Here is a 13,662-nt window from a genome sequence, read left to right on the forward strand (position 1 = left end):
ACCGCCAGAGGCGTGCCCGTCCGGCCGGGAAGACGATCGATCGTCGTAGGCGCCGGCGACCTATCGCGCGCGGATCTCCACGCGCGGGGAGACCCCGCGGGCGTTGGCGGCCCCCGCCGGGCGCACGACCCGGTAGGCCCATGTGCCCTTCGGCGGATAGACGTGCACCCGGTACTGGGACGTGTCGGAGAGCTTGCGCCGGGCCACCTCGACCCAGCGGCTACCGTCGTGGCGCTGGACCACGACCGTCTGGCCGGCGGCCTTCGGCGACACCTTGCCCGACAGCGTGGCGCGCGCACCCGGGCTCACCCGGGTCGCGGACGTGGCGATCGTGACCTTCGGACGCACGTTCACCGGCCGGACCGGCGACCGGTTGCCCGCCACGGCAGCGGTCGACGTGAAGTTGGTCCCGGCGGCGGACGCCGAGGTGCCGGGGCTGAAGATGCCGCTTCCGGCGAACCGTGCCTGGTACTCGGTGTTGCGCGTGGGCGTGACGTTGAAGACGGCGCGGCCGTTGGTGCTGCCGGGTTCGAGGTTGCCGGTGTTGCCGGTCGCGACGCGCGTCCATTCCTCCGTGCCGATCCGGCGGGCGTGCAGCGTCACCGGGCGGTCGTAGAGCGGCAGATAGCGCTGCTCGGTGGCGTCGTACCCCGACACACCGACCGTCAGACGCACCGTGTCGCCGACACCGATCTCCTCCGTCGACGTGGCCAGACTGACCCGCGAGGACCGGGCGGTCTCGCCGCTGAAGTACCCGATCCCGTGCTGCGAGCAGGACGGGTTGAGGGTGAAGAACGCCAGACCGTAGGAGCGGTCCTGCGGCAGCCCGCGCACCGTCACCGATCGGGTCGCCCCCGAGACGCCGTTGCCACCGTCGTCGAAGATCCGCAGGCCGTCGCTGGGCGTACGCGGCCAGGTCGCGTCCGCGGAGCGGTGCATCACGATCCGGTCACCGGCTGCGAGGCGTGGGTTCGTCCACTCGACGCGGAACCCGTCGGCCAGCACGACCACGTCGTCCGGCAGCAGGTCCGGGCGAGGGCAGGTAGGCGCGGCATCGGCGGGTCCGGCACTCGCCAGGAGCGCCAGGACGACGGCCGCCGTCATCATCGCCGCCGTCACCACCGCCGGCATGCCATGCGTGCGCCGCCCCATGAACCCCCTGTCGTCACGCCGCCCCTCGGCACGACGGTGGGAGGCTAAAGGAAAGCTGAAGGGCCTGGGCCGTGGCGGGTCGCGCTGCCCGCGACCCGGGCGCCGCCCGCGCGGCACCGCCTGCGCCCGCCAAGCGGCTGCTGGCAGTCAGCGAGCTGGCGGTCGTCGGACCTGGCGGCCGTCAGCAGATGCCGGCGGCCTGTGCGACCCGCCGGTACCAGTCGGCGAGGGTGTCGGTGGTCTCGTGCGCGTTCAGACCACTCGGGTTCGGCACGACCCACAGCTCGGCGCCGGCCAGCGGCTCGGGCTGGCGTCCCATGACGGCCTTGGGACGGCCGAACGCGGCCCGGTAGGCCGTCACCCCGGCGATTGCGACCACCTCGGGACGCCAACGTTCCAGGCGAGCGACCAGCCGCTCTCCGCCCGCGCGCAGCTCCTGGCGGGTCAGCTCACTGGCCGCGGCCGTCGCGCGCGGCACGACGTTGGTGATCGCGATACCCCGGTCGGTGAGCTGACGCCGGTCGGCGTCGGTGAGTCCGGCCGCGCGGTCCAGCACGCGGTCGGTGATGCCGGCGCGGTGCAACGCCGGGTAGAACCGGTTGCCGGGGTGGGCGAAGTGGGTCTGGGTGGCGGCGGTCCACAAGCCGGGGTTGATCCCGACGAACACCAGCCGAGGTGGCTCGTCGCCGACCAGGTCCGGCACGGTGGCGTCCCGGAAGCTCTCCAACTCCTCGCGGGTGAAGCCCACGTCCTCGGCCGCCTTCGTCGCTGTCGGGCGCGAAGCGTGACACCCAGGTCGGCCGGACGCGAAACCGATGGTGGGACGGGCCCCGGCGCGGCGGTCGCCGGGGCCCGTCCGGGGTGCGCCGGACACCGGTCGGCGAATCAGCCGGCCGGCGTCGTGAGCGCGCCGTCGGTGACGAGCGTGCTGGCGGTCCGCGCCAGCACGGACGCGGTCTGGCCACGGGTGATCGAACGGCTCGGCGCGAACCGGCTGCCGCCGACCCCCGCCACCCAACCGGCCCGGTGGGCCCGATCGATGTTGCGCTCGTGAGGGCTGCCGGCGATGTCGGTGAACGGGCTGGCGGGCGCGGCCGGTAGGTCGTCACCGACGAAGTCGTAGGCCCCGACCATCATCGTCACGGCCTGGGCACGGGTGATGTTCGCCTGGGGCCGGAACGTCCCGTCGGAGAATCCCTGCACGATGCCGGCCGTCGCCAGCTGCCGCACGGCCCTGCCGTGCACGTTGCCGGCGAGGTCGGGAAAGCGCGTCCGTGGTGCCGGCAGGTCGGTTCCCGTCGCCTCGATCAGCCGCACGACCGCGCTGGCGAACTGTCCGCGGGTGATCGAGTCGCCGGGCCGGAACGAGCCGTCCGTCCTGCCGAGGAAGACGCCGTACCACGCCATGCACAGGATGGCCTCACCGTGCACGCTGCCGCGCAGGTCGGTGAAGCCGCTGACCTCGAGCCCGTCCATCGGGCAGGCGGCGCGGATCGCCGGGTCGCCGGCCAACGACGGGTCGACGCGCAGCAGCGAGCCCGTGGGCAGGATCGCGCCCGCACTGACGTAGAGGAAGCCCCTGGAGTCGGCGGCGACGCCGTACGGCAGGACGAACTCCTGCGCGAACAGGTCGGCCCGGGCACCGTTCGGCCAGACCCGTGCGACGGCGCCACGCGGGTCCTGTTGCGCCTCCATGAGCCCACGGACGGCCAGCTGGACGGCGAACACGTCGGCGCCGCGGACCGCGACGCCGGTGACGCTGGTCAGGCCGGTCGTGCGCACCACGGGTTCGCCGACGGCCGGGTCCACGTCGTAGAGGTTCGCACCGCCCACCGGGAACGGGAAGCCGGTCAGCTCACCGACCACCAGGCGGCCCTCGACGTCCTGGGTGATCGACGTCGGCACCGACTGCATGGGGATGGGATCGTTGCCGGGCAGGAAGGGCGGCGGAGGCACGTCGCGGGTGGGGAAGAGCGCGAGCAGTTCGATGTCGCCGCTGTCGAGGTCCACGCCGAGCAGCGTGTTGCCCCCCGCATCGACCACGTACAGCGTCCCGTCGTCGACGAACAGGTCGCTCGGATTGCTGTCGGGGTCGGCCGGTGGTGCCTGATCGGGGTTGTTGTCCTCCTCCCACCTCGCGATGTCGGCCACCTCGGTCAGCGACCCGTCCCGCTCGAGGCGCTGCACGGTGCCGAACAGCGCCGCCGGCGGGAAGACGTCGGCGACGGCGTCCCGAGTCGAGGCCGACTGGCCCCAACCGAAGGCCACGTAGATCATCCCGTCCGCGGCGACCGCCACCGCCGTGGCGCCCACCGCCCCCTCGTCCCCCATCGCCAGCGACGGCAGGTCGTCGATGAAGTCCGCCTCCACGGTCCCGCCGGCCGTGACGCGTGTGATCGCCGAGGTGGTCCCGAAGCACACCTCGGCGCTCACGCCGTCCTCGCCGGGTACGTCGAGGCACACGTCGCCCCCGCCGCTGCCGGACTCCGCGACGTAGACGTTGTCGTCCGCGTCGACGGCGACCCCGCGCGGGTTCTGCAGGTCGTCGACGAGCACCGTGACGCGTTCGGCGTCCCGTGCCCGCGCCGGCGAGGCAACGGCCGCTGGCACCGCCAGCGCCGCCGCGAGCACGGCTGCACGCAGTCTCCCCCTCATCTTGCCCCCTTGGCGCGCCGCGACGCGCCGATCCGTGCCCCGGCGCCCGGAGCGATCGATGGACGCTACGGACGGCGCCGTCCCTACCGTGGGGCAGATGTCCCGCGGCCGCGGTTCGGGTGGGCGGTCCGGCCCGCCCGTGACGACCCCTTATACTGCGAGTCGCTCGCAACAGGATCGGTGGCGTGACAGCGGCAGCAACGGCTCCGGCCATCGAGCTCACTGGCGTGGTCGCCGGCTACGGCGGCCTGACGGTGCTCGAGCGGCTCGACCTGCGCGTCGAACGTCGCGAGCTCGTCGGGATCGTCGGCCCGTCCGGCGCGGGCAAGACCACCCTGCTGCGCCTGCTCACGGGCGACGTCCGGCACTACCAGGGCACCGTCCGCATGTTCGGCGAGCCGGTGGGGCGACGGCCGCCGCGACGGGTCGGTGTCGTGCCGCAACTCGGCGGCATCGACTGGGACTTCCCGGTGACCGTGCGGCAGGCCGTGCTGCTCGGGCTCGTGCCGCGTACCCGGCGACGGCCGTGGTTCGACCGTGGCGAGCGGCGCCGGGCGGACGCACTGCTCGAACGGCTCGGGATCGGGGAGCTGGGCAGTCGGCACATCGCCGACCTCTCCGGCGGGCAGCAGCAGCGGGTGCTGCTCGCCCGCGCCCTCGTGCGTGACGCGGAACTGCTGCTGCTCGACGAGCCCACCAGCGGGGTGGACCTCGCGACCCGCCACGACGTACTGCACCTGCTCGGCGACCTCAACGCCGAGGGCATCGCCGTCGTGCTCACCACCCACGACCTGAACTGGGTCGCGACGCACCTGCCGCGCATCGTCTGCTTCAACCGCGGCATCGTCGCCGACGGGCCCCCGGCCGACGTCCTCGATGCCGAGACCCTCCTGCTGACCTACGGAGCCCCGATGCGGGTCGTCCACGACGGCGGCACCGTCGCGGTCGTGGACGAGGAGCCGCTGCTCGGCGCCGGCGACGCGCTGCTGCGCCGTCCTCGGGTCTGACCATGGACGTGCTCACCGAGCCGTTCGCCTACGCCTTCTTCACGCGTGCCGCCGTCGCCGGCGTGCTGGTCGGGGCCCTGTGCGGCGCGCTGAGCATCTTCGTCGTGCTGCGGCGGATGAGCTACATCGGCCACGGGCTGGCACACGCCGTGCTCGGGGGCGTCGCCGTCGCGGTGGCGCTGGACGTCGACCTGTACCTCGGCGCGCTGGCGGCGACGCTGCTGTCGGCCCTGCTCATCGACCGCGTGTCGCGCCGGCGGGGCCTGCACGCGGACGCGTCGATCGGCATCGTCACCACCGCGATCTTCGCGCTGGGCATCCTGGTCGTGTCGGTCGTGCCGGTCCGTGTGAACCTCGAGGCACTGCTGTTCGGCAACATCCTCGGCGTCGCCGCGCAGGACCTCGCCGTCGCCGGCGGCATCGGGGTGCTGCTCGCGGGCGCGCTGTTCCTCGGCTGGAAGACGCTGGTGGCCGTGACGTTCGACCCGCAGGTCAGTCGCGTCCACGGCGTCCGGACGACCTGGGTGGAGCTCGGCTTCAACCTCCTCACGGCCGCGGTCGTGGTCGCCAGCGTGCGTGTGCTCGGCGTGCTGCTGATCGCGGCCGCCGTCGTGATCCCCGGGGCGCTGGCCCGGCTGGTGTCGCGTTCGATCGGCACCATGCTCGCAATCGCGGTCGGCGTGGGCGTCGCCGCCGCGATCGCGGGTCTGTACGTCTCGTTCCACGCCAACGTCGCGTCGGGCCCGTCGATCGTGTTGACGGGGGCGCTCGCGTTCGGCGTCGCGTACGCCGCGACGAGTGCGACCGCCCGACTGCGGACCCGCCGGGCGCGGGTTGCCGCCCGTGGCACGGCCCAGTAGCTTCTGTTGCGAATGATTCGCAACAAAGGACGTGGGGTATGCGGCAGCGCCGCCTGTGGCCGGGCGTGACGATCGGGGCAGCGCTGGCACTCCTCGTCGTGGCCTGCGGCGGGCCGGGCGCCGACGCACCGGATGGCGCCGCCCCGTCGCCCGGCACGGGGGCCGACGCGCCCGGCGGAGCGGACGGCCCCGACGCCGACGGTGGTGAGCCGAACGACCAGGAACTGGACACCGCCGAGCAGGTGCGCCTCCAGGTCGTCGCGACCGTCGCCCCGGTCGCGGACCTGGTGGCGCGCGTGGGCGGGCCGGGCGTCGAGGTCGACACGCTGGTCCCGGCCGGCGCCGACTCCCACACCTACGAGCCACGGCCGCAGGACGTGGTCGGCCTGTCCGAGGCCGACGCCTTCTTCGGGATCGGCCTCGATCTGAACCCGGCCAGCGTCGCCCTGGCGGAGACGAGCCTGCCCGACGAGGCACCACTCCTCCTGCTCGGCGAGCGCATCGACGGCGACGGCCTGATCTACGACCACGTGCACGGCGAGGACGGCCACAGCCACGGTGCCGACACCGGCCACAGCCACGGTGACGACACCGGCCACACCCACGACGACGACGGCCACACCCACGACGACGACGGCCACACCCACGACGACGACGCGACCGACGACGAGCAGCAGGCCGGCCCGAACCCGCACGTGTGGACCAGCGTGCGCCTGGCCGCCGAGCTGGTCGAGGAGATCGCCTGGGTCTTCGCCGACCTCGACCCCGACCACGCCGACGAGTACCAGGAGCGTGCCGAGGAGCTGCAGGTCGAGCTGGCCGACCTCGACCGCCGCATCCAGACGGCCGTCGGAACCATCCCCGCCGACCAGCGCACCCTGGTCGCCTACCACGACGCGTGGAGCTACTTCGCACGCGACTACGGCTTCGATCTCGTCACCGCGGTGCAGCCGTCGGACTACGCGGAGCCGAGTGCCGGCGACGTCCGCGCCGTCATCGACCTGATCCGCGAGCACGACGTGCCGGCGGTGTTCGGCAGCGAGGTCTTCCCCAGCGGGGTGCTGGACACGATCGCCGCGGAGACCGGCGCGACCTACGTCGGCGACCTCGCCGACGACGAGCTGCCGGGTGAGCCCGGCAGCGACGAGCACACCTACGTCGAACTGATGCGCCGCAACGCCGTCACGATCGTCGAGGCGCTCGGCGGCGAACCCACCGCCCTGACCGACGGCTGACACGCGGTGGTCCGCGCCTTCGGGCGAGAGGAGCCGGGATCCCAACCGTCTCGGACGGCGGGTCCCGTGCGCGTCGACCGGGTCGTTCGTTGCGCTGGACGTGCCGTCCGGCCCTGCCTGCCGCCGATCGCCATCGTCACGATCAGCACATGGCGCGCCGCCCGCGCGAGGGCTTGCTCATGTCGTCCGATCCGTTTGCGACCACCGGACCCGCGGTCGACCTGTACTGGCTTCCGCTGGGAGCCGGGGACCACGTGGTCAAGCACACCGGGCGGCTGTACGAAGCGGTCGTTGCCGCACGGCAGCGTCGGGCGCGCTGCGACCTGTACCACGCGGCCCTGGAGGTGCACCTCGACGGGGCCCGCTACGTGATCGAGTCCGCACCCGCGTGGGACCGGGCGGAACCGGACCGCGGCGTGGTGGTCGAGGGCCCGGTCGGCCTGGTCTGGCTCGGCCGCTCGAAGTGGTTTCGCTACGAGGTGCGGCGCTGGCGCGACGGGACCATCCCGGACGCCGCGGACGCGGTCGACAGCCCCCGACCGGTGAGCACCGACCGGCGCCACGCGGAGGCGATCCTCGAGCTCGCACCGAGGTTCCCGGCGCTCACCTGGGGTCGTGACGAGCTGGGCACCGGCGACATGTGGAACTCGAACTCGCTGATCGCCTGGCTCCTCGCGAGCAGCGGCCATGACCTCGAGGCGATCCGTCCACCGGTGCACGGCCGCGCCCCCGGCTGGTCCGCGGGCCTGATCGCCGCCCGCCGCCGCCCCACACCCTTCTCTCCTCCGCTGCGGAGCCCGAGCGGCGGCGCGGAACCGCCGCCGACCAACCGGGAGGCGCGGTCATGAGCGCAGCGGTCGGAACGAGCAGTCCCCGACGAGCGAGACGCCGCGAGGCGCTCCCCGTCCTGCAGTACTTCGTCCTGACGTACCTCTGGACGTGGGGGCTGTGGTGGGCCGCGGCCGCGAGCGGAGGGTCGTTCGGTGAGCCGACCGTCCTGCTGCTGTTCGTGACGGGTGGCCTGGGACCGCTCGCGGGTGCGTCCTGGGTGGTGCGGCGACGTGGTCCGTCCTACCGGCGCGAGTTCCTCCGGCGCGTTTGGGATCCTCGTCGGATCCCCGCCGCGTGGTGGCTCGCCCTCGTGGCCGTCGCGACCGGACCGGCGCTCGTCGGCGCCGCCGTGACGCGTGTGACCGGAACGGCAGCGACCGTGCCCGACCACGGTGTCGAAGCCGTCGCCGGCGTGGTCGTCTTCGCGCTGGCGGCGGGCCTGGTCGAGGAGCCGGGCTGGCGGGGCGCGGCGTCGGACGCCTGGCAGGCCACGACACGTCCGCTGTTGGCCGCGACGGGGATCGGGACCCTCTGGGCGCTCTGGCATCTGCCTCTCTATTTCGTCGATGGCTCCTACCAGCACGGTCTCGAGTTCGGATCGTTGCGGTTCTGGCTCACCAACCTCGTACTCGTGCAGCTCGGCGTGCTCTACCTGTGGCTGGCCAACGGTTCCAGGGGCAGCATCCTGGTCCCGATCCTGGCCCACGCGGGTTTCAACGTCGCCGGTGAGCTCGTTCCGCGCAGCACGACGGGTGACGTCGTCGCGTTCCTCGTCGTCACCGTGGCCACCGTGGTCGTCGTCGTGACCACGCGGGGACGGCTGGAATTAGATGTGGCCGGCCGGCGCGGGTCCGAGCCGGCCCGGTCCGCGTCCGTCGATGACGAGTAGTCCTATGGCGCCAGGCAGCGGACGGATGCGTCCGGCTCGCGTTGCTCGCGTCGCGTTCCAGGACAGGTGCCGGGTGAGCGGGTGGCCTTCGCCTCTGGCTGCCGAACGCCGTCGCCGGTGACCATGCGCGCAAGCGACCCCGGCGCGGTTGAGGGTGATGCAGCTGTTCGTGTACGTGCGTGAGCGCGACTGGGTGCCGGTCGTCGGCTATCTGTTCTATGTCGCGGCGATGGCGGCTGGCTACTACTACAACCTGACGTTCGTGCAGCTGGGGCTGGTGGACCTGGGCACCCGTCTGATCGGGATGACGCGCCAGGACGTCTCGATGGTGATGGCGGTGCTGGCGCTGGTGACGCTGGCGGTGGCGCTGGCCGCCGGAGTGGTGATGGACCGGCGCGGGTGGGGCGCCGACCTGCACGTCAAGATCCGGTTGCTGCTCGCGGTGCTGACCGTGCAGCTGGCGTTGACCGTCGTCGCACCGTCGATCAGTTCGGCGGCCGGGCTGCTGGTGTGGGTGCTGGTGTGTTCCCTCCCGCTGGGGGTGGGGATCCCGGTGATGTTCTCCACCATGGTCGACTTCGTCCCGGTACGGGACCGCGGCTATGTCGCCGCGGTCGTGGCCGGACTCTCGTTCTTCCTCGCCGCGCTGTATCCGTTCGAGTGGCGCATCGAGGAGTTCGCCGTCGTCGTGTCGGCCGCCATGGCCCCGGCGGTGGTCGTCCTTGCCGTGCTGTCGTGGCGACGGTTCGCGTTCCTCGACGCGCTGGCCGGCCAGCATCGCCGGTTCGGCACCGGCCGGTACTGCCGGCCGCGACCCGTGCGTACCGCCAGCCTGACGTTCTTCGGGTTGGTGGCGGTGATGTTCCTCGTGTTCTTCATCGACAGCCTCGGGTTCCTGCGCATCATCGAGACGCCCACGATCATGGCCGCCTCCTGGCAGTCCCCCGACGTCGGGGTACGGCTGTTCATCGCCGTCTCCCACGTCGTCGGCGCGTTGGCAGCCGGTGTGCTCTACACCAACTTCGGACGCCGCTGGCTGCTGCTGTGGATCGTCGGGCTGTTCGCGTTCACCCACCTGCTGGCCACCTTCGGGCTGCGGGTCAGCGGTGACGCACCGCCGCCGTTGACGATGCCGCTGTTCTACGTCCTGGCGGTCAGCTTCTACACCACGGTGAACTTCGCGTTGTGGCCCGATCACGCCACGCCGGCCACGATCGGGGTGCGCACGGCCATCGGTGTCGGCGTAGCGGGGTGGCTCGCGTCGTTTCTCAGCACCGCCCTGGCCCTGTACTCCGAGGCCGCCGGCGTGACGCTGCTCGATCACCTCGTCCACGTCAACGCGTTGGCCCTGCTCGCCCTGTTCACCCTTCCCGCGGTCTTCTACGTGCGGCGCATGGCCGTGCTCGCCCGGCAAGGAGCCCCATGAGCCTCGATGCCCTCGTGATGCTGGTCCTCTCCCTGCTGCTGCTCACCACCGGCGGCGACGACCCGCAGTCGGTGCAGCTGCTGCTGGCCGGACAGCACGAGACCGTCGGCGTCGACGGCGCGGTGATCGCCGTCGACGCGCAGGTGACGGTTCCGGCCGACACCGAGATCGGCGGGCCGGTCCACGTGATCGGTGGACACACCCGGATCGCCGGCACCGTCGACGGCGATGTCACCCAGCTCGGCGGCCGGCTCACCATCGAGCCGGGTGGTCGGGTCACCGGCACCCTCCAGCACGTCGCCGGCAGCCTCGAGATCGATGCGAACGCCGCCGTTGGCCGCCGTGCCGCAGTCCCGCTGACCGCGGCCGACCCGGACCCGGCCGCCCGGCTGCTCCCGGTCCTGGTGGCCACGGGGCTGCTCGCGCTGGTCGGGGCTCGCCAGGCACGCCGTACTCCACGCACCCTCGACAACGTCCGTGCGGCCATCGCCGGCCATCCGCTGGTGTGCGTCACGGTCGGCGTGCTCGTGGCCGTGACCGCCATCTCGCTGTTCGTGTTCATGGCCTTCACCCTGCTGCTGATCCCGGTCAGTCTGCTCGGACTGGGCGCCGGCCTCGTCGCGCTCGGCTACGGCGTCATCGCCCTCGGCTTCCTGGTCGGCCGGTGGCTGCCCGGGGTCGGCCCGGTCCCGGCCACCGCGCTCGGGGTCGTGGCGGTCATGGCAGCCTTGCAGCTCGCGGGCGCCATCCCGCTCGTCGGCGACCTCGCGGTCGGCGCGCTGCTGGCCAGCGGGCTGGGCGCCGTCCTGCTCACCTACTTCGGCCTGGCCCCGTTCACCCCGGCGCGGTTCCCCGACGACTCGTGACCTGGAAGCGGCTCTCGCCGTCGAAGGCTCGCTCAGCGCCGGAGCATGCTCAGGGACCTGCCTGCTCGATGGAGCGGTCCAGGTCGGCGTCGATGACGATCCCCTCGGTCCGGAGACGTGCCCAGGGCGTGCCTTCGTCCGCCCACGTCACCGCCGTACGCAGCGGGACCGGCATGCCGCCCAGCTCGTCCCAGTCCTGGGCCTGGTTCGTCCAGAGCACCTTCGCATCGTCCGTCTCGTCCTTGAACCGCATCGACTCCATACGTTCGAGCAGCCCCGTTCCCGGGTCGAAGGTCACCGTCAGGACCTCGGTGTCGTCGCCGAAGGGCACGATGAGCCGCGCCGAGGTCGTGTCCACGGGCTCCCACCGCGCCGAGCATCGGTCAGCCAGATCGCGGGGAACCAGACGGCTTCCGCCCACAGCGCGAGGTTCGCGCCCTGGTCGGTGTTGGGCCCCTCCACGACCCCGAACGGCAGGTCGAGCTTCGCGTGTCCGTCCAGGAACCACTCGTCCACCTGCAGCACGCCGCGGCGGAACCAGGTCAGCTCGATGTGGTGGCGTACGACCGTCCCGCGACGTGGCTGAACCGGAAGCGGGCCGGGAACGTGATGCCAGCGATCCTCGGGTGTCCGCGTCCGCTGATCACCACCGTCTCCACGACGGGGATCTGGTTTCCGTAGAGCGTCCGGTAGAAGCGGTCGACCGGTTCGGGCAGGCCGCCAGGGATCGGGAGGTGCGAGACCGGTGCCGAGGTGACCCCGGCCGACGGGAACGGGTCGGGCTCGAGGTGCAGACCCGCCCAGCCGATGGCACCGAGGAGCAGGACACTGCTGAAGGTGGAGGCGGCGAGCCGCACCGCTCGGCGGCGTCTCCGAGCAGGTGGTGGCCAGGGCGTGGAGTCTCGACGCTCGAGATGGAGCTCGGTCGCCATCTTCTGGTCCTCTCCGACCCTGACGGTCGGCCGTGGGCGGCTCGCTGCCGTACGACGTTGCGCCGACGCGGACATCCCGGCCAGGGGCGGTAGGTGACCGATCCTCGGGACCTCCGGCCCCGGCCGAGGACCTCCTCCTCTGGGAGCGTGCGGAGCGCTCGTGCGAGCCTGTGCTTCGGCCGAGGAGCCGCTCGGCCTCGACGGAGGAGGCGGTGGTGCGAGCGCAGGAGACGTCAGGCTCGGATGCGCGGGGCGTCACCACAGCGGCGCGCGACCAGGGGCAGGCGGTCGATCGTGACGGGCGACCGCTCCCGCTCGCGTACACCTTCGCGCTCGCGGCCGTCATCGTCGCCGCGGGGCTCTACGGCCTGTTCGTCGACGGTGCCTACCCCGCCCCGGAGGGCGTGCGGCCCACCCTGCCCGAGACACTGCGGGGGCAGGACGTGGTGAACCTGCTCGCCGCCGTCGCGCTCGTGTGGGGCGGCGTCCGCGCACACGCCGGCAGGCTCGGCGGCCACATCGTCTGGCTCGCCGTTTGCCTCTACGTCCCCTACACCTACCTGATGTACGTCGTCGCGCCCTACAACGATGCGCTGCTGCTGTACATCGCCGGCATCGGCCTGGGGACCTACGGGCTGGTCGACGGACTGGTACGGCTGGACGCGACCACCGTGGGTCGCGCCTTCGAGAACCTGCCCCGCCGTGGCCTGGCCTGGTTCTTCATCGCGCTCGCCACCCTGTTCGCCGCGCTGTGGCTCTGGGCCATCCTCTCGGTCTGGCCGGGTGGGATCCCCGAGGACCTGTTCGCCTACGACATCCCCAGCATCGTGCACGTCCTCGATCTCGCGATCGTGCTCCCGCTGCTGGCCATCACCGGGGTGCTGCTGTTGGGGCGCCACACCGTGGCGCCCGTACTCGCGGCGATGCTGCTGGTCAAGACCCTCACCCTCGGCCTGGCGCTGCTGTCGATGAACGCGTTCGTCGCCGCGTCGGGACAGCCGGTCGACCCCGGCGAGCCGATCATCTGGTCGGTCGTGGTCATGGCCAGCGTCGCGTGGCTCGTGCTCTTCGCCCGCCGAATGAGCCAGCCCGATCGGGCGTGGCTCCGGCCGTCGATCTGGTGCTGACCCGCCTGACAGGCGCGACGTCGCAGGTCAGGAGCGGAAGCGGGTGAGGTCGATCACGACGAAGGTCGCGCGGGCGGTGGCGACCGCGTCGCCCTCGCCGCCGTCGGGATCGATCACCCGCGCCTCGGCGGAGGTCAGCAGCTTGCGGCCGTCGCGCTGCTCGACGCGCCCCCGGAACCGCAGGCGCTGCCCGATCGGCGTGGGCGCCAGGTAGCGGACGGTCAGCTCCCCGGTGAAGCCGGGCTCCTGCCGTAGGGTCAGCAGGTAGCCGAGCACGTCGTCGAAGATGGCCGCGACGATGCCCCCGTGCGAGCGGTCCGGTGCACCCTCGAAGGCGGCGCCGAGCTCCACCTCGGCGACCGCCTCGTCGCCTTCGCGGTGGACCTCGATCGCGATGCCCATCGGGTTCCACGGCCCGGAGACGAAGCACTCGTCGAAGTGGACGACGGTGCCGCCGTCGGGCACCTCGATGTCGAACATGCGTCGCTTGAGCTCCAGCAGGTCCCGCTGACGCGGTGGCTGCCGTTCGAGGTCGGCGGCGACCCGGTCCGCGGTCACGGCGACGCGCTCGAGCAGTTCCTCGTCGGCCTCGTGCCCCATCAGCGCGTGACCGAGGCGCCGCAGCGCCGCGGCGGCGCGCGCCCGGACGTCGGCGTCGGTGTCGGTCTGGGACACGGCGGCT

14 protein-coding genes are annotated in these 13,662 nt (G+C 72.5%); 8 read left to right on the plus strand and 6 right to left on the minus strand.

Translation table 11 applies throughout. From position 1 onward, the window contains the following. Nucleotides 1-60: 60 nt before the first annotated feature. The 3 genes from ACERM0_RS04325 to ACERM0_RS04335 all read right to left on the minus strand — a co-directional run bounded on the left by ACERM0_RS04325 (nt 61) and on the right by ACERM0_RS04335 (nt 3,807). Nucleotides 61-1,152: a hypothetical protein gene (locus ACERM0_RS04325; RefSeq protein WP_373677284.1), complete on the minus strand. Its 1,092-nt coding sequence runs from the start codon at nt 1,150-1,152 to the stop codon at nt 61-63. Nucleotides 1,153-1,333: 181 nt separating this feature from the next. Further along, nucleotides 1,334-1,900: a mismatch-specific DNA-glycosylase gene (locus ACERM0_RS04330; protein WP_373677285.1), complete on the minus strand. Its 567-nt coding sequence runs from the start codon at nt 1,898-1,900 to the stop codon at nt 1,334-1,336. Between the two features lie 137 nt (nt 1,901-2,037). Next, entirely contained in the window at nt 2,038-3,807 is a 1,770-nt protein-coding gene (locus ACERM0_RS04335) for a ScyD/ScyE family protein (protein ID WP_373677286.1), read from the minus strand. Between the two features lie 185 nt (nt 3,808-3,992). Between ACERM0_RS04335 and ACERM0_RS04340 the strand changes: the two genes are divergently transcribed. The 7 genes from ACERM0_RS04340 (at nt 3,993) to ACERM0_RS04370 (ending at nt 10,921) form a co-directional block, all read left to right on the plus strand. Continuing rightward, entirely contained in the window at nt 3,993-4,814 is an 822-nt protein-coding gene (locus ACERM0_RS04340; RefSeq protein ID WP_373677287.1) for a metal ABC transporter ATP-binding protein, read from the plus strand. 2 nt (nt 4,815-4,816) lie between these two features. Then, nucleotides 4,817-5,674, plus strand: coding sequence for a metal ABC transporter permease (locus tag ACERM0_RS04345; protein ID WP_373677288.1), 858 nt, complete (start codon nt 4,817-4,819; stop codon nt 5,672-5,674). A gap of 38 nt (nt 5,675-5,712) precedes the next feature. Then, the gene (locus ACERM0_RS04350; protein ID WP_373677289.1) at nt 5,713-6,909 is read left to right on the plus strand and encodes a metal ABC transporter substrate-binding protein; all 1,197 of its coding nucleotides are present in this window, start codon (nt 5,713-5,715) and stop codon (nt 6,907-6,909) included. A 179-nt stretch (nt 6,910-7,088) separates the two neighbouring features. Beyond that, nucleotides 7,089-7,757, plus strand: coding sequence for a hypothetical protein (locus tag ACERM0_RS04355; protein ID WP_373677290.1), 669 nt, complete (start codon nt 7,089-7,091; stop codon nt 7,755-7,757). After that, nucleotides 7,754-8,629: a type II CAAX prenyl endopeptidase Rce1 family protein gene (locus tag ACERM0_RS04360; RefSeq protein WP_373677291.1), complete on the plus strand. Its 876-nt coding sequence runs from the start codon at nt 7,754-7,756 to the stop codon at nt 8,627-8,629. Before ACERM0_RS04355 ends, ACERM0_RS04360 begins: the two co-directional genes overlap by 4 nt. Before the next feature lie 157 nt (nt 8,630-8,786). Next, a complete protein-coding gene (locus tag ACERM0_RS04365; protein ID WP_373677292.1) occupies nt 8,787-10,055 on the plus strand; it encodes an MFS transporter in 1,269 nt (422 codons plus the stop codon). Continuing rightward, the gene (locus ACERM0_RS04370; RefSeq protein ID WP_373677293.1) at nt 10,052-10,921 is read left to right on the plus strand and encodes a polymer-forming cytoskeletal protein; all 870 of its coding nucleotides are present in this window, start codon (nt 10,052-10,054) and stop codon (nt 10,919-10,921) included. Before ACERM0_RS04365 ends, ACERM0_RS04370 begins: the two co-directional genes overlap by 4 nt. A gap of 49 nt (nt 10,922-10,970) precedes the next feature. Here the strand turns inward: ACERM0_RS04370 and ACERM0_RS04375 are convergent, their stop codons facing one another. Continuing rightward, complete coding sequence (locus tag ACERM0_RS04375; protein WP_373677294.1) at nt 10,971-11,429, minus strand: DUF6544 family protein; 459 nt, start codon at nt 11,427-11,429, stop codon at nt 10,971-10,973. 34 nt (nt 11,430-11,463) lie between these two features. After that, nucleotides 11,464-11,853 (minus strand): hypothetical protein, encoded by a 390-nt coding sequence (locus ACERM0_RS04380; protein WP_373677295.1) that lies wholly within the window; start codon nt 11,851-11,853, stop codon nt 11,464-11,466. 215 nt (nt 11,854-12,068) lie between these two features. Here ACERM0_RS04380 and ACERM0_RS04385 point away from each other — a divergent pair, with 215 nt between their 5' ends. Next, nucleotides 12,069-12,980: a hypothetical protein gene (locus ACERM0_RS04385; RefSeq protein ID WP_373677296.1), complete on the plus strand. Its 912-nt coding sequence runs from the start codon at nt 12,069-12,071 to the stop codon at nt 12,978-12,980. Between the two features lie 27 nt (nt 12,981-13,007). Here ACERM0_RS04385 and ACERM0_RS04390 read toward each other — a convergent pair whose 3' ends face one another. Beyond that, nucleotides 13,008-13,655 carry a PaaI family thioesterase gene (locus ACERM0_RS04390; protein WP_373677297.1) on the minus strand — a complete coding sequence of 216 codons (648 nt, stop codon included), beginning with the start codon at nt 13,653-13,655 and terminating at the stop codon, nt 13,008-13,010. Nucleotides 13,656-13,662 lie beyond the last annotated feature (7 nt).

The organism is Egicoccus sp. AB-alg2 (assembly GCF_041821065.1).
GTDB lineage: Bacteria > Actinomycetota > Nitriliruptoria > Nitriliruptorales > Nitriliruptoraceae > Egicoccus.

Coding starts and splice junctions, on each gene's coding strand:
- ACERM0_RS04370 (WP_373677293.1), top strand. CDS start 10,052: ATGAGCCTCGATGCCCTCGTGATGCTGGTCCTCTCCCTGCTGCTGCTC.
- ACERM0_RS04345 (WP_373677288.1), top strand. CDS start 4,817: ATGGACGTGCTCACCGAGCCGTTCGCCTACGCCTTCTTCACGCGTGCC.
- ACERM0_RS04365 (WP_373677292.1), top strand. CDS start 8,787: ATGCAGCTGTTCGTGTACGTGCGTGAGCGCGACTGGGTGCCGGTCGTC.
- ACERM0_RS04380 (WP_373677295.1), bottom strand. CDS start 11,853: ATGGCGACCGAGCTCCATCTCGAGCGTCGAGACTCCACGCCCTGGCCA.
- ACERM0_RS04355 (WP_373677290.1), top strand. CDS start 7,089: ATGTCGTCCGATCCGTTTGCGACCACCGGACCCGCGGTCGACCTGTAC.
- ACERM0_RS04325 (WP_373677284.1), bottom strand. CDS start 1,152: ATGGGGCGGCGCACGCATGGCATGCCGGCGGTGGTGACGGCGGCGATG.
- ACERM0_RS04360 (WP_373677291.1), top strand. CDS start 7,754: ATGAGCGCAGCGGTCGGAACGAGCAGTCCCCGACGAGCGAGACGCCGC.
- ACERM0_RS04350 (WP_373677289.1), top strand. CDS start 5,713: ATGCGGCAGCGCCGCCTGTGGCCGGGCGTGACGATCGGGGCAGCGCTG.
- ACERM0_RS04335 (WP_373677286.1), bottom strand. CDS start 3,807: ATGAGGGGGAGACTGCGTGCAGCCGTGCTCGCGGCGGCGCTGGCGGTG.